Source organism: Flexithrix dorotheae DSM 6795 (assembly GCF_000379765.1).
Lineage (GTDB): Bacteria > Bacteroidota > Bacteroidia > Cytophagales > Flammeovirgaceae > Flexithrix > Flexithrix dorotheae.
This window is the reverse complement of the sequence record NZ_KB903465.1, coordinates 293,356-315,874: the sequence shown is the minus strand read 5'-3', so window position 1 is coordinate 315,874 and position 22,519 is coordinate 293,356. Positions and strand designations below refer to the sequence as shown.

At 35.8% G+C, this 22,519-nt stretch carries 17 protein-coding genes; 11 read left to right on the top strand and 6 right to left on the bottom strand.

Going from position 1 to position 22,519, the window contains the following annotated elements:
* Positions 1 to 121: 121 nt before the first annotated feature.
* Entirely contained in the window at positions 122 to 1,339 is a 1,218-nt protein-coding gene (locus A3EM_RS46360; RefSeq protein ID WP_020531622.1) for a J domain-containing protein, read from the top strand.
* A 32-nt stretch (positions 1,340 to 1,371) separates the two neighbouring features.
* Entirely contained in the window at positions 1,372 to 2,388 is a 1,017-nt protein-coding gene (locus tag A3EM_RS0128260) for a metal-dependent hydrolase (protein WP_020531621.1), read from the top strand.
* 22 nt (positions 2,389 to 2,410) lie between these two features.
* Here A3EM_RS0128260 and A3EM_RS0128255 read toward each other — a convergent pair whose 3' ends face one another.
* Entirely contained in the window at positions 2,411 to 2,812 is a 402-nt protein-coding gene (locus A3EM_RS0128255) for a hypothetical protein (protein ID WP_044239992.1), read from the bottom strand.
* 296 nt (positions 2,813 to 3,108) lie between these two features.
* On the opposite strand from A3EM_RS0128255, the gene htpG reads away from it, so the two are divergent.
* Positions 3,109 to 4,929, top strand: coding sequence for a molecular chaperone HtpG (htpG, locus tag A3EM_RS0128250; protein ID WP_020531619.1), 1,821 nt, complete (start codon positions 3,109 to 3,111; stop codon positions 4,927 to 4,929).
* Positions 4,930 to 5,005: 76 nt separating this feature from the next.
* Here the strand turns inward: htpG and A3EM_RS46355 are convergent, their stop codons facing one another.
* From A3EM_RS46355 to A3EM_RS0128230, 4 genes are all read right to left on the bottom strand, one after another.
* Positions 5,006 to 5,422, bottom strand: coding sequence for an STAS/SEC14 domain-containing protein (locus A3EM_RS46355; protein WP_020531618.1), 417 nt, complete (start codon positions 5,420 to 5,422; stop codon positions 5,006 to 5,008).
* Between the two features lie 215 nt (positions 5,423 to 5,637).
* Positions 5,638 to 6,669 (bottom strand): prenyltransferase, encoded by a 1,032-nt coding sequence (locus A3EM_RS43860; RefSeq protein WP_169513416.1) that lies wholly within the window; start codon positions 6,667 to 6,669, stop codon positions 5,638 to 5,640.
* 171 nt (positions 6,670 to 6,840) lie between these two features.
* Positions 6,841 to 7,974: a 4-hydroxyphenylpyruvate dioxygenase gene (gene hppD / locus A3EM_RS0128235; protein WP_020531616.1), complete on the bottom strand. Its 1,134-nt coding sequence runs from the start codon at positions 7,972 to 7,974 to the stop codon at positions 6,841 to 6,843.
* 261 nt (positions 7,975 to 8,235) lie between these two features.
* A complete protein-coding gene (locus A3EM_RS0128230) occupies positions 8,236 to 9,309 on the bottom strand; it encodes a methyltransferase (RefSeq protein WP_020531615.1) in 1,074 nt (357 codons plus the stop codon).
* Between the two features lie 345 nt (positions 9,310 to 9,654).
* Between A3EM_RS0128230 and A3EM_RS0128225 the strand changes: the two genes are divergently transcribed.
* The 6 genes from A3EM_RS0128225 to A3EM_RS0128185 all read left to right on the top strand — a co-directional run bounded on the left by A3EM_RS0128225 (position 9,655) and on the right by A3EM_RS0128185 (position 19,460).
* Positions 9,655 to 10,113, top strand: a complete 459-nt coding sequence (locus tag A3EM_RS0128225) for a hypothetical protein (RefSeq protein ID WP_157638128.1) — start codon at positions 9,655 to 9,657, stop codon at positions 10,111 to 10,113.
* Between the two features lie 163 nt (positions 10,114 to 10,276).
* On the top strand, positions 10,277 to 13,138 hold the full coding sequence (locus tag A3EM_RS0128220) for a CHAT domain-containing protein (RefSeq protein ID WP_020531613.1): 2,862 nt from the start codon (positions 10,277 to 10,279) through the stop codon (positions 13,136 to 13,138).
* Between the two features lie 155 nt (positions 13,139 to 13,293).
* Positions 13,294 to 16,170: a CHAT domain-containing protein gene (locus tag A3EM_RS0128215; RefSeq protein ID WP_020531612.1), complete on the top strand. Its 2,877-nt coding sequence runs from the start codon at positions 13,294 to 13,296 to the stop codon at positions 16,168 to 16,170.
* 644 nt (positions 16,171 to 16,814) lie between these two features.
* On the top strand, positions 16,815 to 17,306 hold the full coding sequence (locus A3EM_RS0128200; RefSeq protein WP_020531609.1) for a UpxY family transcription antiterminator: 492 nt from the start codon (positions 16,815 to 16,817) through the stop codon (positions 17,304 to 17,306).
* Between the two features lie 376 nt (positions 17,307 to 17,682).
* Positions 17,683 to 18,744, top strand: coding sequence for an NAD-dependent epimerase (locus A3EM_RS0128195; RefSeq protein WP_020531608.1), 1,062 nt, complete (start codon positions 17,683 to 17,685; stop codon positions 18,742 to 18,744).
* A gap of 536 nt (positions 18,745 to 19,280) precedes the next feature.
* On the top strand, positions 19,281 to 19,460 hold the full coding sequence (locus A3EM_RS0128185; RefSeq protein WP_020531606.1) for a hypothetical protein: 180 nt from the start codon (positions 19,281 to 19,283) through the stop codon (positions 19,458 to 19,460).
* A gap of 271 nt (positions 19,461 to 19,731) precedes the next feature.
* Here A3EM_RS0128185 and A3EM_RS0128180 read toward each other — a convergent pair whose 3' ends face one another.
* Positions 19,732 to 20,427, bottom strand: coding sequence for an HU family DNA-binding protein (locus tag A3EM_RS0128180; RefSeq protein ID WP_020531605.1), 696 nt, complete (start codon positions 20,425 to 20,427; stop codon positions 19,732 to 19,734).
* A 254-nt stretch (positions 20,428 to 20,681) separates the two neighbouring features.
* On the opposite strand from A3EM_RS0128180, the gene A3EM_RS0128175 reads away from it, so the two are divergent.
* Both A3EM_RS0128175 and A3EM_RS0128170 read left to right on the top strand, forming a co-directional pair.
* Complete coding sequence (locus A3EM_RS0128175; RefSeq protein WP_020531604.1) at positions 20,682 to 21,695, top strand: N-acetylneuraminate synthase family protein; 1,014 nt, start codon at positions 20,682 to 20,684, stop codon at positions 21,693 to 21,695.
* 261 nt (positions 21,696 to 21,956) lie between these two features.
* A complete protein-coding gene (locus tag A3EM_RS0128170; protein ID WP_020531603.1) occupies positions 21,957 to 22,337 on the top strand; it encodes an endonuclease domain-containing protein in 381 nt (126 codons plus the stop codon).
* Positions 22,338 to 22,519 lie beyond the last annotated feature (182 nt).

Genomic DNA, 22,519 nt, shown 5'->3' with positions numbered 1-22,519 from the left:
TTTTGAGCTAATCTTACATCAAAATTGGCAGTCACACAAAGAAATTATAATTTCATAATAGAACTTTGGGAATCAACCGGTTCATGTATTCTTCTCAGCAAAGAATTTAGGTTAATAATTAATGATAGACAATTATTATAAAATATTAGGTTTAAGTGAGAATTCTACTCAGCAGGAAATAAAATCAGCTTACAAAAAGCTGGCAGTTATGTATCATCCTGATAAAACTGGTGGAAACAAGGCTGCAGAAGAAAAGTTTAAGCAGGTTAACAATGCTTATCAAATTCTTTCAGACCCACAACAAAGAGCGCAATACGATTTACTTAGAAATTATTACCAGTTTCAGGCAACCACAACATATACTGACTTTAATAACTCCACGTATTCAAAAAGTTATAAAAATGCCTACTACCAAAGAACTCATTCAAAGGGATATGCCAAAAATTATAAAGGATATGACAGGGAAAAGGCTGAAAAGGAAGGGATTGCTATTGGTTCAATTTTAATAATTACCTTATTAGCCATTGTAGGTATTTATATGGCAGTAAATATTTATCTTAAGGAAAAATTGATGGAGGAATTGGCTGCTCAGCGGAAGCTCCAGCTGGAAATTGTAGAGGATTATTATAAAAAGGAGGATTTTAGAGCGACACTTAAAGAAATAGATACACTGATTGCAGGCCAACCTTCCGATGACGAATTCCGGGGAATAAGAGAAAAGGTAATTTCAGAATTAAATAAACGGGCTGAATCAAGTTTTCAGACCGAAGATTATCAAAATGCTTTGAAATATTATTTAATTCTAGAGGATTTTGAAACTGTTTTTGAAACCGAATTTGAATACAAGGTAGCACTTTGCTATAAGCAACAAAATCAATTTGAAAAAGCAATTGATAAGCTTAAAATCATTATTAATAAAGAGCCGGAAGATTTTAGAGCATGGTGTGAAATTGGAAAGATTTTCTTTTACAAACAGCAGAAATATGAAGAAGCTATGCCATTTTTCGATCATTCCAAGAATCTTGTCATTTCTTTTTATGAAAGGAGGTACGGTAAAGCCTATCCAATGATAATTGAACCTACTAACTTGAATAAAATTCATTTCGATATTTTTTATGGGAGAGCAAGTCTGAATAAACAATTGGGAAATTTGGAGGATGCTATAAAAGATTGCAGTTGGGCGGCATTCCTTAAACCCAAAAATGCGGATGTATGGTTATTAAAAGCTGATTGTGAACAAAAACTGGGAAACATTCAAAATGCTTGCAGCAATTGGGAAGAAGTTTATAATTTTGAACCGGATTTAGTAAAAAGTAAAATGGCCAGATATTGCCATTAATTTCCAACTTCCGTAAAAATTATACTATCTGAATGGATTCTGTTACTCAAATTGTGCTTGGAGCTGCCGTAGGAGAAGCAGTTTGTGGAAGAAAAATTGGAAATAAGGCAATGGTTTGGGGTGCCATTGCAGGAACCATTCCCGATTTGGATGTTATGCTTGCACCCTTTCAGGATTCTGTACAATACCTCAGCAACCATAGAGGATTTACCCATTCCTTTCTTTTTGCATTTTTATTTAGTCCTTTATTTGCCTGGCTTTTACTTAAAATTTATCCCAATGGAAAAGCCAATTTTAAAGACTGGACATTGTTGTTTTTTTTGGGGTTTGTCACGCATATTGCACTTGATTCTTTTACTACTTGGGGGACCCAGTTATTTTTCCCATTTAGTAATTATGGAGTAGCCTTCTACAGCGTATTTGTAATTGATCCTTTATATACCGTACCATTTGCAGTATTGCTCATTTGGGCTGCCTTCAAAAAGAAGGAAAGCAAAGTCCGGACAAAATTAAATTATATTGGAATAGGGTTGAGTTCATTTTACCTGATGGTCACTGTTCTTAATAAGAATATTGCTAATAAAGTATTTGAGGAAAATTTTGCCAGCCAGGGGATTAAATACGAATCATATATCTCTAAACCAACTCCATTTAATTCCATTTTATGGTCGGTAACAGCCAAAACCAAAGAGGGGTATTATTCTGGGTTCTATTCTCTACTTGACAATCAAAAGGAGATTGAATTTACCTTTTTAGAGAATAACCATCACCTGCTAAATCCCTACAAGGAAAATCCAAAATTGAAGCGATTAATAGAAATCACCAAGAATTATTATACGGTTGAAAAATCTGGTGATAGGTTGATGATTAATGATTTAAGGTTTGGTCAGTTTAATGGTTGGCAGGGTGATGAAAAGGCTGAGTTTGTTTTTGTTTATGATATGGTTGAAAAGGAAGACGAATTAATTATTGAACAAAAGGAATATATGTTTAAGCCTGATAATGAATATTTGATGGCATATTTTAACAGGATTGGAGGGAAGAAATAGGCTTGAGGTTTATTCCGCAAAATTAAATTTCCAAAGAATAATCATCCAGACAAATCTCCAAATGCTGGAGTGGGAATGTTTCACCTTTGCCAACCAGGCTGGTACCGTTTACCCTCAATAATTCCGCCTTTGATAATAAGCGTTTGTCTATTTGTTCATTTTTAATCTGATTCAGTTTTATTTCTTCCTCAATACTTACCCTTTTCTGTGTCTCAAGGTCATACCATTTCACTTGCTTTAACCCATAATTCAGGCTAAAATTCTCTCTTTTTATTACGGAGGTTTTAGGCTCATTACCTTTTAGTTTCCCCCAAATAGTCAATCTTTCCTTTCTTGTAAAAACAACATCACCGCCAAAGGAAATGATAAAATGAAAATCCATTGCACTATCTGAGGTGTACTTATATTGGATACAATACTTCATATCCAAAAATTTGAATTTTAGTTGCTGATTTATCATCACAGTCCGGTTTAGTTAGATATTAGTCAATCTTTAGTCTTCTAAAGATATGTAGTTAGTCTCAATCCTAGTGGTTTTATTACTTAAAAAAGGTGAATAAAGTTTCAGGTCATTATTTCCTGCCTTTGGTAGCTTTTTATTCGAAGGCAGACAATTTACTGACAAAATAACAGGAAATTTGTGCTGGAATAGTAATTGGTCAACTCAATTTCTGTATAAGACACTTTTAAATTTACAACATAAAAATTTATAAAAAGGAAATGGAAGAAAAAGGAACGATTTCGGTAAATACCGAGAATATTTTTCCCATTATTAAAAAGTTTTTGTATTCCGATCATGACATCTTTTTAAGGGAACTGGTTTCAAATGCTGTTGATGCAACCCAAAAAATCCAAAAATTAGCCTCTATCGGGGAGTATAAGGAGGAAGTAGGCGATGTAAAAATAAAAGTATCAGTAGATGAAAAAGCCAAAACCATTACCATAAGCGATAAAGGTATTGGAATGACGGGAGAGGAAATAAAGAAATACATCAACCAGGTTGCTTTTTCCGGAGCTACAGAGTTTGTAGAAAAGTTCAAAGGAATAGATGATGCCAACCAGATTATTGGAAAATTTGGATTGGGTTTTTATTCAGGTTTTATGGTTGCGGAAAAAATTGAAATCGTAACTAAATCCTATCAGGAAGGAGCGGCAGCAGCTAAATGGGAATGTGATGGAACCACAAGTTTCTCAATTACAGAAACTGAAAAGAAGGAGAGAGGTACTGATATTATCCTGTATATTAATGAAGAGTCAAAGGAATATTTAGAGAAATTTAAAATTCAGCAAATTCTCGAAAAATATGGTAAATTCCTTCCAATTGAAGTAGAATTTGATGAAAAGGTAATCAATAAAACTGAACCTATTTGGACAAAATCTCCAAATGACCTGAAGGATGAAGATTATCTTGAATTTTACAAGACACTTTATCCAATGTCAGAAGACCCATTGTTCTGGATTCACCTGAATGTGGATTATCCATTTAATCTGACAGGAATTCTTTACTTTCCAAAAGTAAGACAGGATATTACCCAACATAAAGATAAAATCCAGCTTTATTCCCGGCAGGTATTCATTACTGATGAAGTAAAGGAAATTGTTCCTGAATTTTTAACCCTGATGCATGGGGTGATAGATTCCCCAGATATTCCTTTGAATGTATCCAGAAGCTACCTTCAGGCTGACAGTAATGTAAAGAAAATTAATAGCTACATTACCAGAAAAGTAGCGGATAAACTGGGCGATTTATTCAAAAATGACAGAGAGTCTTATCAGCAAAAATGGGAAAGCATCGGATTGTTTGTGAAGTACGGAATGATCAGTGATGAGAAATTTTATGATAGAGCAAAAGGATTCGGGTTACTTAAAAACCTTGGTAATGAGTTTTTTACTTTCGAAGAATACCTGGCTAAAATAGAAGCAAATCAGACTGATAAGGATAAGAAAAGAGTAATTATTTACACCACTGAACCTGGAAAGCAGGATTCTTATATCCAGGCTGCAAAGAAAAAGGATTATGATATCCTTAAGTTTGATGAAATTATTGATACTCATTTTATTGGTGTATTAGAGCAAAAGCTGGAAAATGTAACTCTGAAAAGAGTTGACTCAGAGGTCGTGAATAAATTAGTAGAGAAGGATGATAAACTCGAGTCAGTATTGAGTAAAGATGACGAAGGAAAGGTGAAAGAAATCTTCAAAAAAGCGATTGGAGATGAGAAACTGGAACCAGAGGTACTCGGCATGGGAGTAGATGAAGCTCCTGTAACTATTACGGTTCCTGAGTTTATGAGAAGAATGCAGGAGATGTCTGAAATGCAGGGAATGAATATGTTCGGAGCAATGCCAAACTCACAAACCGTAACCATTAATGGGAATCATCCTTTGATTGATAAAATCCTGAAAACGGAAGGAGAAGAGGATCAAAAAGCTTTGGCGAAGCAGGCTTATGATCTTGGCTTATTGTCTCAGGGATTATTAACTGGAGCCAATTTAACTGCATTCATCAGTAAAAGCTTTGAAATGATTTCAGGCAAATAAGCCTTTTGTTTTTATTGAATACAAAAAAGGACTTTGATTGCTCAAAGTCCTTTTTTTAATTTAGGCATTAGGTGTTTTATGCAGCTACAGCAACATTTAGCCATCCTTTGGCCTCACTTTCTGATCCAAAATATTGGGTTTGAAGAGAAGAAACAGCAGTATCTTCCTCAAAAGTCTGCTCAATTGCAACCTGGTTAAAGAAATCTTCCGGCATTACAAAAGCAATTCTTCTTACATCAGCTTTTATATATCTTGGTACAATGGTATTGTCATGCCATGATTGTAATTCAGGAATTAAGGTATGAAAGTATTGTCTAGCATCAACAAAGATTTTGTTAAGCCCTTCTTTCTCTACTGCCTCAATTACTGCAGTTAAAGTTTCTTTAAAACCTTCATCTCCCATATTTTTAGTATTAGGCTGCCACTCCATGTTTAAGGTTTTAGTCGAAGCGTCAATTTCAAATTTTGCGAAAGGTGTTTTAAATGTGCTCATAATTAATATTTAAATTGGATTATTTTTAAAAATCAAATACGAAACGAGAATTCTTAAACCTCATTGTATAATTTGGTTTTATATTTTTTAAGGGATAAAAAAAAATGATTTGCTTCTAAAAGAAGTAAATCATTTGTTGATTTTGCTTTTTAACTAACCAACTAACTAACAAGTTTTTAACTTGTTGATTATACCTTACCTTATGGTGCAATGAACTAGGCAGCCACAGGTGATTTTTCCATTTCTTCTCTTTCTTCAAGCTGGCTTTTTCCTTGATTACCTTTTCCAAATTCATTCATCCTGATTTGCTTAAAAAGGATGATAAAATAAAGCACTGGAGGAATAGCACATAATTTAAATAAAATGTTTACCTGATCAAATGCCAAAAGTGAAAACTGCTCACTTAATTCCATATGAAGAATAAGCCCAACATAGGCAGTAATAATAATCAAAATACTGTGAGTGGAAGCCCAAAAAACAATACTGTTTGCAGTGTCCTTCTCCCTATATCCTCCTCTTTTTATCCGTCTGTATTGCCAAATAGAAATGGGAATGGTCAGGGCAATTGCACCAACTATTTCACCGGGAATATCCCATAATAACCACATGGGAAGAAGAAGAGAATAGGCGATTACATGTCCAATCCCATAAATTTTTATGGCTTTTTCAGGACCTAGTGCAACCACAACTGTCTTTTTCCCAACTATTACATCTCCGTCATGGTCAGAAAGATTCATGATCATCATTCTGTTGTACTGGATAATAAAAGCAGGCAGTAAAATAATTAATATGGGAGTAAGGACTTCTCCAGCCTGAATAGCAAAACCAATAGAAGGAACCAACAGTACAAGGGTAATGGCCACAGCAAATTCACCAAGACCTACGTAATTAAATTTGAAAGGAGGGGCAGTGTAAAACCATCCAAAAAATAGTCCGCCAATTACAATCCAGCTAGCTGATTTATTAGGCATGAACATGGCTAGTACAATCCCTAAGAATAATAGCATGTACCCTAATCCAATACTTGTTTCTGGTTTTATTTTCCCTTCCACCAATACTCTGCTTCCTCCTGTCCATTTGGTGAATGATAAATTTGCTTTATCGGCTTCTAAATCATAGTATTCATTGCAGTAATGAGTCATTAAGTGAATGCACCAAACCGCAACTAAACCTAAGATATAATTATAAAGGCTCAACTCAGTGTAGCCAAGGGAAAGACAAATTGTCATTCCGAAAGTATAAGACATAGAGCTGTAGATCAAAAACTTCAGTCTTCCCAGTCTTAATAAATTATTGAAAAAAGTCATAACTGTTGATGGACGTAAAATATTTACATTAGCTATCAGGAAGAATCAGGATAGTCCAATGTTTATATTATAGTTTCAGAATATATTTTTAGAATTGCTTTTGAACAGGAATTATAATGTTCCTCTTAATTCCTGCTCTCTTTCAATTGATTCAAATAGCGCTTTAAAATTTCCCTTACCAAATGACTGTGCTCCTTTTCTTTGAATAATTTCAAAAAATAGGGTTGGTCTTGGGCCTAGCGGTTTGGTGAAGATTTGTAACAGGTAACCATCTTCATCTCTATCCACCAAAATTCCCAGGTCTCTTATAGCAGCCAGTTCTTCATCAATTTCCCCAACTCTTTCATAGACAGTATCATAATAAGTTTTGGGGACTGTCAAAAACTCAACACCTCTTTTTCTAAGGCTTGTCACAGTTTCAATGATATTGTCGGTAGTGATGGCAATATGCTGCACACCAGCGCCTCCATTGAAATTAAGGTATTCTTCTACTTGTGATTTTTTCTTTCCTTCGGCAGGCTCATTGATAGGGAATTTGATTTTTTTATTCCCGTTCACCATTACCTTGCTCATTAAAGCAGTGTAATCTGTAGAAATTTCATTGTCATCGAAGGAAATCAATTGATAGAATCCCAAAACATTGGCATAAAAATCTACCCATTTATTCATTTCGCCCCATCCCACATTTCCAACAATATGGTCCACATCTTTGAACCCAATTTCAGCAGGTTGGTAATTTGATTCCCATTTTTCGAAGCCAGGAAGAAATATTCCATTGTAATTCTTTCTTTCTACAAACATATGTACTGTTTGACCATAAGTATGGATTCCTGCTCTTTTTACTTCACCATTCTGGTCATTTTCTGTTACCAGATTTAAATAGGGTTTTGCCCCTCTTAATACGGTTTCATTATAAGATTTGTTGGCATTTTCTACAGTTAGCCCAACAACCTTTACTGCATCTCCCTTCTCTTCTATGTGTTTTCCGATTTCCTGATTATTGCCTAGCGGGCTGGTAAGCACTAGTTTAATATTTCCCTGACAAACCACATAGGATTGTCTGTCTTTAATACCTGTTTCTAGGCCGCAATAAGCCAATGGTTGAAATCCAAAAGCTGATTGATAATAATGAGCTGCCTGTTTGGCATTACTTACGTACATTTCGATATAATCTACTCCTAAAAGCGGGAGAAAATCTTCGATGGCTGGTAAGATTTTTTCTATTGAGGGTGCTTTAGTGGTCATAACTTAATTGGCTGTTTCAGATTAAAAATACTTTTTTGAAATAGTTTTCTGGAAAGTGTAATTGTTAGATTAAATAGTGGCAACTTTAAAAATAAGGTGCTGAATATTTGAAAATAAATATTTCGAAAAGTACAATTTATAGTCGTGAAAAGCCCTGGTGAGGGAAAACAAGCCAATCGACTTGTTATACCCTTCCAGTTTCTACATCACGTTCTGATAGTAATCGTTAGTTTTTTTATATAGATTTTGCAATCAATATCTTTATTTATAAGCAATAACTGCAGAGCAAGGGCCTGCTAAATGAATTTTCTCGCTGGATTTAAACCCGGCCTCTTTTATCCACGAATCAAAATCAGCTCCAGTGAAATCAAATGCATCGCCAAATTCGATAAGCATATTCAAAGACATCATCAAACCAAAAGCATTTTCTTGTCTTTCGTCATCAATGATATTTTCTATGGCTACAAATGCACCGCCTTCGGGTAAGGCATTATATGCTTTTTTGATAAGTTTTTTCTTGTCTTCCAAATTCCAGTCATGAAGAATCATACCCATGGTAATGACATCTGCTTTTGGGAATTCATTATTAAAGAAATCTCCGGCCATGGTTTCAACTTTTCCTTCCATGTTGTTTTCCTTAATAAACTCTTGCGCGATTGGTTCTACTTTTGGTAGATCGAAAGAAGTACATTGCATATGAGGGTTATGCTCAGCCACAAGGCATGATAAAAGACCAACAGCACCGCCCATATCACACATTGTCTTATATTTAGAGAAGTCAAATTTTTGTGCAAAGGAAGTGAAATTCCCTCTTGAGATACCAGTCATGCCATTCACAAACAACTTCAATCTTTCTGGTTCGGCATAAACACTTTCGAACATGGATTTACCCGTGTGTTTAATTTCGTTTTGTGCCTTTCCTGTAACCATAGCTTCGTCCAGATCAGCCCAGAATTTGTATAACCTGTCGTTGGCCATTTCCAGGATACCACCAATGTAGGCCTGCTTATTTTTATCAAGGAAAAAATCTGTTTCTGGTGTGTTGCTGTAAACTGCTGTTTCTTTTAAACCTTCTTTGGTTAAAAATTTTAGAGCAACAAGGGTATCTAAAAGGTCATAAACCCCTCTGTCATGCCATCCAAGTTTGGCCTGGATTTCTTTTCCTGAAAGACTTTTGCTTTCAGAAATGATAGTAAAAACACCAGCTTTTACAGCAGTAAGTAAGGTTTTTGAAGCCCAAAAACCCATTCCAACCTGCATAATGCCAGAAGGATCAAGGGCTGGCTGTGGGGATTCTATTGCTTTTTCAATGGAACCTGTTCTGTTATCAGACATAGATGTAGAAATTAAAGTTATAAAATGATTAACGTGATTGGAACTTCAGATTAATTCTAAATGCAGACACCCATAGCTGGTTTTGAAAGAATAAAAATTGTTTGTTTGATGTCTGCCAATGAAGAATTAATGAGTTCAATTATTTAGTGGGAGCCAACAAAAAAAATATAACCATGCTTAAGTACTTTTTTTAATAAAAAATGAAAAAAAAGTATAAAATAGTAGTAAATAGAAAGGATATATAGGCTTTGTGTGGGGCGGGCTAATGTAGCTTGGAATATAATTTTGCATTGTTTGTGATCGTAGACCTGACAAACAAACTAAACTAAACAAACTCTTACGATCATGAACAAAAAAATACTACGTTTTTACGGAGTTATCTTCTCTTTTCTGATTTTTCTTTCATCGTGTACAGAGGAAGAAATAATCCCTTCTGCTGATTTTTCGTATAAGACCACCGCTTTCGAATCAGGCGACAATAAGTTGTTAAGCCCTTCTATTACTGGTCAGTTAACCGGACAATTTGAAACTTCAAATGAAGGAGTCGTGCTTGATGCAAAGACAGGAGTTATCAATTTAGAAGCCACTTTAGACAATCTAAATTTAGCAAAAGGGGAAAAGTTTAATTTCGAAATTAAATTGGTAAATGCAGGAACATTAATCCAAACCAAAACTATTAATATCCATACATTTAAAAGTACTAATGATATTCCAGATTACCTTTTGGATTTGACTGGATTTAAATTGAGAAAGAATGGCGAAGGAGATGAAGATCCACCAGTTATTATTGACGGATCTAATTAATAATTTTTAAGGAAACATTATATATAAAATATGACCGGCTTTTTCAGTCGGTTTTTTTTATGGATTTTAATCAATAAACTAAAATTGAGGTTTATAATTTTCCGCAGATGCTAAATATAATTTTCATTTTTAATATATTTAGGCAAGCAAAATGTTATCTATTATGTTAATTAGAGTAGTGGTATTTATAATTTTTATTTTATTCATTGCTCCATTGAACTCTCATGCTGAGTTTACTATTTCTGATTCAACAAAAGTTAATTATTATATTAAAGCTGGAGATAAGTTTTTTGAATCGAAAAAGAAAAAATTAGATTCCTTGGCTTTAAAAGAATATTTGAGTGCAATAGACATTTTGAATCATCAAAGCCAGCTTTCTGATTTAAATGTAAAGGTAAATTTACGATGTGCAAGTGTTTTTTATTGGTATAAAGATTTTAATAGTGCATTAGATTACTATAAAAGAGCTTTATCAATCCAAGAAAACCTGCCAAACAACACGGAAAGTTTGTTGTCAATCAATAAAAAAATCGGTCAGGTGTTTTGGAATCTTGGAGAAATTGATTCTGCATTTTTTTATTATTCAGAGGCAGAAGTATTGTCTGATAATTATCCACATAGTAAAACTACAGCTGATCTTTATGGTTTTATTGGGCTTTTATATTTTGAAACGGGAAATTTCATTCAAGGATTGAATTATTCCTTAAGGTATTTAGAAATATATGAAAATTATTTCCCTAGTTATAAAAAGGCAATTTACCGAGCAAAAAATAATATTGCTACAATTTATAAAAGGCTGGAAAAATATGATAGAAGTTTAGAAATATATAAAGAAATCATAGATCAAACTGATAGAAGTAAAAATGATGTAAGAATTGCTGAAACTTTTGTTATCCTTTATCAGAATCTAGGTACTGTATATAATGAAGTGGATAAATTTGAAGAAGCAATTAAGTTTATTAAACGTGGAATTGATAATCATAATTTTGACGAGAGTTCAAATTCTCGTTTATCTGTAAGGCTTTACGAAAACTTAGGGACTTCATATCAAGGGTTAGGTAAAGTTGATTCTGCGATGAAATATTTCGATAAAGCCATTATTGAGTATAATAAATATTTTCCCTATAAAAATGTTTTATTTGCTAATATTCTAATGAAAAAAGCTCTTCTCCTTAATGAAATGAATTTAGGTAAGGAGGCTAAGGATGAAATTCAGGAAGCCATAAAAACTGTTATAATTAATTTTAATAACCCAAATTTTAAAGTCAACCCAAAATATCCTTTTCAAACTTTATCTGATCTTGAAACTTTCAGAATCTTAGTTAGCAAGGCTGAAATAATTGAAAAATTTAATGAAAACAACGATTCTGAAACTTCCAAATTAGTATTAGATACTTACCAATTAGCCTTACAACTCGCTGAGAAAATAAGAAAAAGTTATGATTCAGATGAAGCAAAAATATTTTTTCAAAACAATGTATATCCGGTATTTGAGGAGTCTATTCGTGTAGCTCTTCAATTATTTGAACATACGCAGGATGAAAAGTACAAACATTTGGCTTTCCAGTTTTCAGAACAAAGTAAGGCTGCTGTTCTTGAAGAATCCATTAAGAACCATGAGATAAAGGGATACACAGGAATCCCCAAAGAATTATTGGTACAGGAAAGGGATTTGAAAATCCAGCTCTCCAAGGTAAAAAGCAGACTGGCTAATGCCAATGACCAGGAAAAAATTGATAAATACACCTTGCAGTTGGCAGATTTGGAAATAGAATTAGGGAAAGTGATTAAATCATTTGAAGCTTATCCAAATTATTATGCATTAAAGTATGCCAACAATGAAGTAAATCTGGAGGAATTTCAAAAAAGACTTCAGCATGAAGATAAGGCTCTTTTAGAATATTTTTGGGGAGAAAAAGAAATTATTGGGTTTCTGGTAAGTGGAAAAAATTTTCTGATCAGGCGATTTCCCTTGGATAGTGGATTAATTAATAATATAGATCAATATTATACTGCTTATAAAACTTATAGCCCCGGGGAGCCTTTTGGAGGACATCAGTCCGGCTATGAAATTTATAATAAAATTTTCGAACCATTTGAAAAGGAGCTTTCAAAATATAAAAAACTGGTAATCATCCCCGATGGCAAACTTAATTACCTACCCTTTGATGCCTTGAAAACTGAGCCCCACAAAGATTTCTATTTAATTGAAAAATATATCATTAGCCAATCCTATTCTGGAAAGTTATGGCTGGATGCACAGAAAATTAATAATTCAGGGAATAATGAAATTCTGGCTATTGCTCCTTTTGCCAAGGATGTAGCCCTGGGATATGTGGCATTTAGGGATAAATATTTTAGTCCATTACCCGCCACCCGGCAGGAGGTGAAAGGGATCAGTAATCATTTTTATATCAATGAAGAAGCTACTAAAAATCGTTTTTTGGATGAATACCAGAATTATAATATCCTCCATTTTGCCACTCATGCTGAAGTAAATGAAGAGGAACCTTCGTCTTCTTATATTACCTTTTTCCCCAAAGGTGAGGATGCAGAATATCGGTTATATGTCCATGAAATGTACAACCTGAATTTTGACAGTACCAAACTGGTGGTGTTGAGTGGATGTGAAACAGGAAGCGGACAATTCCAAAGAGGGGAGGGGATTATGAGCCTTGCAAGGGCTATAGCCTATGCTGGATGCCCCAATATCATTATGACCTTATGGCGGGCAGAGGACAAATCCACCTCTTTTATTGCCCAAAAAATGTATCAATACCTGGAAGACGGAAAGCCTAAAGATGAAGCTTTAAGGCAGGCCAAACTCGATTACCTGCATTCCGATGAATTTTTTAAAATCGATAAAACCCCAGTACATTGGGCTAATTTTATCGTAATTGGAAATGCTGACCCCATCGCCAGCCTTCCGATTTACAAACAGATTTATTTTTGGGTTAGTCTGGCGCTAATTGTGGGTGCTGTTTTAATGTTTTTGAAGAGGAAAGGGAGTAAAACCTTTGCTTAAAAAAATATTGATTTGAAGGGACGGTGGGCTACAAAGTATTTGCTCAAACCATAATGAATGTAAAATAAATCTGTAATTCGAAGCCTCTTTAGAGAAATAGCTTTAATAATACATTTTTTATAATAGATTTGGGTTTTGCACAACTACCCTTATATATGAAACTCAGACTAGCTATACTATTACTTCTAATTTCCTCACTTAACATTTACACCTACGGACTTGATTTCATCTCTACTTCAGACAGCATTCTTGTAGCCAGGCATCTGGAAAAAGGAGAAACACATTTTAATCAAAAGAAAAAAAGCCTGGATACACTCGCTTTACAAGAGTTTTACAAAGCTTTATCCATTCAGCAAAACATAGATGTGCATTCCCCACAAATTTCCCAGATCCATTCCAGGTGCGGAGCAGTTTATTATTGGTACAGTGAATATAAAAAGGCCCTTCCTCACTATTTAAGTGCCTTGGAAATTGAAAAATCATTCAGTTCCAATTCTTCAAAAACGCTAAAGTTGAATAAGGTTTTGGGACAGACTTATGCCTTACTGAATAAATCTGATTCAGCAAAATATTATTATGGTGTAGCTGAAGAAGTTTCAAAGAATTTTCCCAACAGTAAATCCACAGCCGATTTGATGGGATACATCGGAGTTTATTATTACCACCTGGGGGACTATAAGCAAAGTTTAAATTATACATCCCGTTTTCTGGAAATATACCAGCACCATTTCCCCGAAAAAACAGATGCGATATTTCGGGCCAAAAACAATCTGGCCTCCATTTACAAGCGGCAGGGAGAATTCAAAAAAAGTCTCGCTCTTTCCCAACAATTATTGGATGAAACCAAGGCAAATAAAGGCGTAAAAGAAATCACCCAATTGGTCTTATACCAGAATCTGGGGGTTATGCACAACAAGCTGGGAAATTTTGATAAAGGAATAAAATACCTTGAAATTGCATTGAGCAAGTATGATGCTCAGATTGAAATAGATGCTACAATTGCATTTAGGTTATATGAAAATATGGGGATGGCCTACAAAGGCCTGGGTAAGCTGGAAAGTGCATTGGTTTATTTTAAAAAGGCTATTGAAATTAACCAAAAGTATTTTGATTTTAATAATGTGTTGTTGGCGGGGGCGTATAAAAAGCGTGCAGAGGTTTTAATGGAAATGGGCCAAACCCAAAAAGCTATGGAAGAAATCCAGCAGGCATTAGTTTCTGTGGTGCCAGGTTTTTCTTCCCTTGATCCCACCACTAACCCAGAACCCGCCACTCCCACCTTGTCAGATAGGTATACCTTTCAAATTCTGTTAGTAAAGGCCAGACTGATGGAGGAAAGTATAAAGCTACAAAAAGATTATTTTCAATTGCCCCAGGTGCTGGATTGCTACCGACTGGCCATGGAATTGGGAGATAAAATTAGAAAGGGCTATCATAATGATGAAGCCAAACTTTTTTTCCTGAATGAAGTTTCCCCGGTTTTTGAGGAATCAATAAGGGTGTCATTGCAATTGTATGCCCAAACACAGGATGAAAGCTATAAAGAACTGGCCTTTAATTTTTCAGAGCAAAACAAAGCAGCAGTGTTAAAAGAGTCCATCAATGACCAGGAAATAAAAAGCTTTGCCGGTATCCCCAATCATCTTTTAGCCCAGGAAAAGGATTTGAAAATACAAATTTCCAGATTGAAAAACCAACTGGGAAATGCAAAAAGCCAGGGAAAAATAGATAAATTAAAATCTAAATTGGCCAGTCTGGAAATAGAATTGTCAAAAGTAATTCAATCATTTGAGGCTTATCCCCAATACTATGCATTAAAATATGCCAGGGATGAAATTAACCTGAAAGCCTTACAGCACCAATTGGCTAAAGATGAAAAATCATTACTGGAATATTTCTGGGGGGAAAAGGAAATTATTGGGTTTTTAGTCACACCTGAAGCATTGACCATTAAAAGATTCCCCCTCAATCCAGAATTAAAGAGCAATATTGATCAATATCTGGAAACCTGCCAAAATTATAAATCGGGAGAGCCTTTTGTGGTGGACCACTTAAGTCATCAGATTTACAAACAGCTTTTTCATCCTTTTGAAAATAACCTGAATGACAGTAGAAGACTGGTTATTGTGCCAGATGGGAAATTGAATTACTTGCCATTTGATGCATTTATGGTCGATTTAAAGGTGAAAAGGTATTTAATAGAAAACTTTAGTATAAGCCAATCCAGTTCTGCCAAACTTTGGCTGGATGCAAAGCAAACTTCCGTAAATCCGAAAAATGAAATATTGGCTATGGCGCCTTTTGCCGGGGACCAAGGCCATGAGCCAAGGCTTTTGGCCTCAAGGGAAAATTTTCTGAGTCCCCTGCCAGCTTCCAGACAGGAGGTGAGTGGGATCACCAATAGTTTTTACCTGAACGAGCAGGCAACCAAACAGGAGTTTCTGAATACTTACCAACAATATTCGGTTTTACATTTTGCAACCCATGCCAGTGTAAATGAGGAGGACCCATCTTTTTCCTATATTACTTTTTTCCCTACAGGGAATGAAACTGCCTCAGCCTATAAATTATTTGTACATGAATTGTATAACCTCAAATTCGATAGTACCAAACTGGTGGTGTTGAGTGGATGTGAAACGGGAAGTGGGCAGTTTCAAAGGGGAGAAGGCATTATGAGTCTGGCAAGGGCCATTGCTTATGCAGGTTGCCCCAATATTATGATGACCTTATGGCGGGCTGAAGACAAATCCACCTCATTTATTGCGCAAAAGATGTATGCCTATTTAATGGATGGATTACCTAAGGACGAGGCTTTGAGGCAGGCTAAGCTGGATTATTTGCAAAGTGATGAATTTTATAAAATTGATAAGACCCCTGTCCATTGGGCTAATTTCATCCTTATTGGAAATACCGATCCTATATTAGAAAAGGGAATAAATAGACCAAAATACTGGATAATTAGTACTGGTTTAGCAATGGGAATAACCTTTATGTTTTTTAAAAGAAAAAGACCTCGGAAAGCCAAATCCTAATAGGTAAATAAAGCTTTTTTTATTGAGAGAATTTTCCCTGGCAATAACCTGCCTTGCAATAAGGGACAGAGATCCGGAAATAAGAAGCCATGGTGGTAACCTGTTTTGTATATTATGGGGACAAATTTTAAAAGCTGGAATGATCAATATATAAGTGCTGGAAATATATATATAAAGGTAAAATTTAGAAATCCAATTAGATGAGCAAAAAAACGCAATTTTAAATATTTAGGCTTGCGCATTTGCCCATTAATTTGAATATTTACGATCTTAAATGATATAAGATGAAGTGTTTTATACTAGTACAATTAGTATAGATCAAGAGAGGTCAGTAATTTCCAATGTGGTTAAAAAAAGGTCCCGGTATGGGGCTGCCTTTTGCGACCCTTAAGCATCCAAAGCAAGGTGCAAGCAAGGTCTCTACTGAAGACCTGGCAAAGAAAAGGTGGTTTATAGCGGATATTGGGAATTATTGAAGTGAGGTGTTTTATTGACTTAACCAATTGACTGTCAGATTAATGCTGGTATTACTTGTTGATACCTTTTACACTAGCACTATAATTGTATTTCAGGTGAAATCGGAGAGGATAATTGTCTCCTGAAAACAAATTATTTTTTTAACTTTAGTCTATAAAAAAGATTGCATGGATAAGCAGTGGTACGTAATCTACACAAAACCCAAAAATGAAAAAAAGGTAAATCAACGTCTTGTTGATAAAAATATTCAAACATTTCTTCCCTTACAGAAAACCCTCAGGCAGTGGAGTGACAGAAAAAAGAAAGTGGAAATCCCGGTGTTTTCTTCCTATCTCTTTGTGCGGATTGACATCAAGCATAAGTATGATGTTTTGGAAACCAATGGGGTAGTGCGCTTTGTGAATTACCTGGGCAAACCTGCTATTGTAAGGGAGCATGAAATAGAAGCCATCCGGTTTTTATTGAATAATTATACAGAAATAAAGGCAGAATCCCTGGCTATTGGGAGCCGGCTTGAGATAAAGGCGGGAACATTGAAGGGAAATACGGGAATTGTAGTTAAACACAAAAATGGATCAGTAAGTTTAGCACTGGAAAATCTTGGTTATCAGTTGATTGCCAGTATTCCTGTGAATCAAATTGCTTTGGCAGCTTTTTAAGTTCATTATTTCCTTCTATCTTAGGCAAAATTTTTTAAATGCCTTACTCCTCTATTAGTAAGGTTATTTTTTGAATGTGGGTATCGGGTTGTTTTTTTTAACTTATATTTTACCTAAAATCACAACCTGATTTAAAGAATTACTAAAAATATACAGTATTGGTTATCAATCAGTTACATTGTTTGTGGTGTGACTTACGAGGCGAAGCTGTATTTAGGGGGCTGTTTCAGAGAGACAAAGAAGTGCAATGAAAGGAGTTCCCTCACTGATTTAAGTTTAATACTCACAATGGAATTGTTAAACCTAAGGATAAACTAAAGTTTTTCACTTAGAATAAAGGTTAGATTACCCCGGCAAACCATCAAAAAATTATAAATTGGAAAAAGTATTACTCACCGGAGCTGCAGGATTTATTGGAATGCATACCTGCCTTAAATTATTGGATTTGGGGTATGCAGTGGTTGGTATTGATAACATCAATGAGTACTACGATAAACAATTAAAGTTTGACCGGTTGGCTCAGCTCGGACCCTTCACCAGAGAAAATGTGATGTATAACAGGGTGCTGGAAGGGAATGCTAAGTTTAAATTTGTTCAAATAGACATCACCGATCCGGCCAACCTAGAGCGCTTATTCTTCCAGGAAAAATTTGATTATGTCATTCATCTGGCTGCTCAGGCAGGGGTGAGGTATTCCATTGACAATCCCAGGGTATATATAGATAGTAATATCACAGGTTTTTTCAATATATTGGAAGCCTGTCGGCATAATAAAATAAAACATTTGGTTTATGCTTCCAGTTCTTCGGTATATGGTTTGAATCAATCTATACCCTTTAAAGAATCGGATCATGCCGATCATCCGGCTTCTGTTTATGCGGCTACTAAAAAATCGAACGAATCCATGGCGCATACCTATAGCCAGTTGTTTGATATCCCTATGACAGGTTTAAGGTTTTTTACGGTATATGGCCCCTGGGGAAGACCTGATATGGCCCCTTTTAAATTTACCAAAGCCATTTTGGAGGAAAGGTCCATCCAGGTTTATAATCATGGGAAAATGCAAAGGGATTTTACTTATGTAAAAGATATAGTGGAGGGAGTTTGTGGGACAATTAAGGCAATTCCCCAAAGAAATAAACATTTCAACCATCATCTGCCCAATCCTGATAGTAGCAGTGCACCTTATGCCATATATAATATAGGCAATAGCCAGCCGGTGAACCTGATGGATTTTATAGAAGCCATAGAAAAGGCTACGGGTAAAAAGGCTAAAAAGGAAATGCTACCTATGCAACCGGGAGATGTAACCAAAACCTTTGCCGCCACCCAAAAACTGGAAGACAAAATTGGCTATAAGCCGAATACACCGCTACAGGAAGGCATAGATGAATTTGTGAAGTGGTATGTGGAGTATTTTAAAGTTGATGGTAAGTAGGGGTTAGGGACTAGTGATTAGGGGTGAGATATTAGATGTTTGTGATTAGTTGTTAGTTATGAGTGGTTAGGGATTAGTTTTTAGTTGTTAGGAATAAGTGGTTAGTGATTTTGGTTTTTTTCTGGATTAAGTTTCAAGGGAATTTGGCGGTTAAAAACCTTCCCCTTAGTCCTCGGGGTGCCGAAGCATTTCCAGAAGGGGAGAGATTTTTCCCCCTCACCGAGGGGGTCAGGGGGAGGAAAAACAAGGGTAGAAGATATTTGGTGATTAGAAGTTAGTATTTAGTTGTTAGGAATAAGCGGTTGGAGATTTGGGCTAAGTATAAGGTGAAGAGAGCTTTAGATTTATGGTGAAAATTCAAATAGCACTACCTGGCTTAAGTATCAAGCAAAGCGTTTACTTAAGCCTATTAAATAAATAGAAAGTTTGTAACTTTCCGCAAGACTGGCGATACAATCGCCTATCTGAGTAATCCTGGTTGCCAAAGAGGATAATAAATTTTGTTAATCTGACGGCTATAGATTTATAATGAAAGATTGAGTCAGAAACCAGAATCTGGCAAAGACAAACATGATTTCCCCCTCACTGAGGGGGCCAGTGGGAGGAAAAAACAAGCACAAAAAAGACTGATTTCAGGATCAAAAGAAGGAAATTTAACACTCCCTTATTGGGATCGTCCTACAATCCCAATAAGCAAAGAGGTCGTTTCCTTATAAGCAATGTGACCATTTGCTTATAAGGGTTGTAGGTGTTTCCTTATAAGGAACGTGGTCGTTTGCTTACCAGAAGCAGACCGTTTCCTTACGGCAAACGGAGGCTTTGCTTACTACAACTGAAGCGTTTGCTTATTGAGTGGTGTGTATTAACAGGTAAGGGATATAAAATGATCCAGTTGGGAAGGAATAAAATATTAAATAAAGGCATAAAAAAAGCCATGCGGAAAGCACGGCCTTTATTAAATTAATTATTTGAAATAAAAAGATGAAATCAGGCTACTTTTAAAACCTGACCTAACTGACCAATCCTAATGACATTATTTTGAGTATAAGCAACTCTTACTTCCACTTTATAATCGCCTTTGGCCAAACCGCCTGGTGCCATAAAAATCAACCGGGCTGGTTTATTGTCGGCCACAGCATCGACTCTGGTAGCGGTGTTAGCCGAGTCAATAAAGAAAATGCCTTCATCAGGATTTGCAGGATCAAACTTCAAACGTTTACCCGCTATATTCACCAAACCACCTGGAGTAAGTGTCTGGTTAGTGGTATTGGAAGTGACATCCTGAAGCTCCAGAATGGAAGGGCTTGGTATAGAACCCTCAACCTTTTCCACAGAAGCCTGACGAATAAAATTGACCATTGGCGTAGGGGCACTGATATTGACCCGGATCTCATGACGACTGGGATCAAATCGATCCGTTTGAGAATTAAAGGTACCCCCGATAGAAAGTCGGAAGTTACCTGTTGGCGTAACCAGGCTATAGCCTTCTTTCAAAGCCGCCTGCTTCACTTCTTCATAAAGAGAAAGTACCGCAAGTACATCGGCTTTACTGACAGTAGTACTTTTAGCCAGGATGCGCTCCACCAATTGTTCGGGCGTAAGAGAGCCCATAGGTTTGACAGTAGCCTTGAAGGCCCCATCTCCATTTCCCAAAGCGTTGGGAGACAAATGAAATTTGATCATTTGTTTAGTGTTTTAGTGATTAACTTTAGTAAGTCAACCATAGGTTAAAAATTTATTTGAATACTATACTGTGATTTGGGGAAAAGCTTGTGTTTTGTTTTGTGAAAGTTTTAGTGAGAAGCGTAAGAAATAACACTGTGTGGACAGGCTGTCTTAGCCGAAATGAATTAAATGTAAATAAAATTAAATATTTGGCTAAGAATAATCCAATTAAAGAAATGTATGGTTTTTTGTGTTTTTGTAGACTGTATTAGTTGAAAAAAGTAGAGGTTATAGCGGAAATTGGGCAGGCCCATGATGGAAGTTTAGGCATTTTGCATTCTTATATTGATGCGCTTGCCAAAACCGGGATTGATGCCATTAAGTTTCAAACCCATATTGCTGAGGCAGAAAGTAGTATTCATGAACCCTTCAGAGTGAAGTTCTCGTTTCAGGACGATACCCGCTACGAATACTGGCAAAGAATGGGATTCACCAGGGAACAATGGCTGGGTATAAAAAAACATTGTGATGAGGTGGGATTGGAATTTATGTCTTCTCCCTTTTCAAATGCTGCTGTGGAATTATTAGAAGAGGTAGGGGTTAAAAGATATAAAATTGGGTCAGGGGAAGTAAATAATTTTCTAATGTTGGAAAAAATCGCTAAAACCAGAAAGCCAATTATTCTCTCTTCCGGGATGAGTTCATTTGAAGAGCTGGATGCTACCATAAACTTCCTGAAACCCTATGGAAATGAATTGTCGGTGTTACAATGCACCACCAGTTATCCAACGGCTCCCGAACAAATCGGCTTAAATGTGCTTAATGAATTAAAGGAGAGATACGGTATACCTGTAGGCTTATCGGATCATTCCGGGGAAATTTATCCGGCTATAGCAGCAACTTCACTTGGAGCAGAAATTTTAGAGTTTCATGCTGTATTTGATAAAAATATGTTTGGCCCGGATGCAAAATCATCCCTAACGATTGAGCAGGTAAAAGATTTAGTGAAAGGGGTTAGGTTTATTGAAACGACCTTAAACCATCCAATTGACAAAACTGACAATAGTGATTTTGCAAGTCTAAAAGGAATTTTCGAAAAATCACTGGCAGTTAATAAACCATTAAACCAGGGTCATAAGATTACAGTAAATGATCTGGAAACCAAAAAACCAAAAGGACATGGTATCCTGGCCTCAGAATTTAGGGCAGTAGTGGGTAAAAGAATTACAAGAGATATGAAAAAGTGGGAGTTCCTGAATTGGGAGGATATTGATTCGGATGCTTAAATGTTTTATTTATTGGGTAATTTGGAAAACACACCCCCTGCCCCTCTCAAGAGGGGAGGTTTCTGTTTTCCTCTCGTGAGTGAGGTTTGATATACCAAAGCTAGGAGTATATTTTTCTTAAACCTATACATATAAAGGATAGGAATTTTAAAAATTCCCCTCTTGAGTGTGGTTCGGCATTCCGAGGTTAGGGGTGTGTAAAAATGTACAAAGAAGACCCAAGCTAAAAAATTAACTATCAAAAAAACAAATTAATGCAAATTGGCTAAAAGGAAAATCATTCCCTATAATCCGAAGCTTAAAGCTTTAGCCAGATCACTAAGAAATAACAGTACAAAATCGGAAATCAAACTGTGGGGATATTTGAAAGGAAAGCAGATGATGGGCTATGATTTCCACAGGCAAAAACCAATTAACAATTATATACTCGATTTCTTTTGCCATGAACTTATGCTGGGGATAGAACTGGATGGCATCACTCATCAGGAAGAAGTAACAGCCATAAAAGACAGGCAAAAAGAAGAAAAATTAAATTCATTAGGAGTTCATATTTTGAGGTTTGAAGATGATGAAGTGATGAATGATATAGATAATGTCTTAAGCACAATTGAAAACTATATACTGGATTTTGAGGGGAAGTAGATTGAGCAGTATCATAAATGGAAATAAGGAAAACACACCCCTTTATCCCCTCTCAAGAGGGGAAATAAAAATCTCCTCTCTCAAGAGGAGGGAAACTAAAGGTCTCCCCTCTTGAGTGTGGTTCGGCATTCCGAGGTTAGGGGGGGGGTTAAAATAAGCAGGAGCATGTTAAAACAGATAAT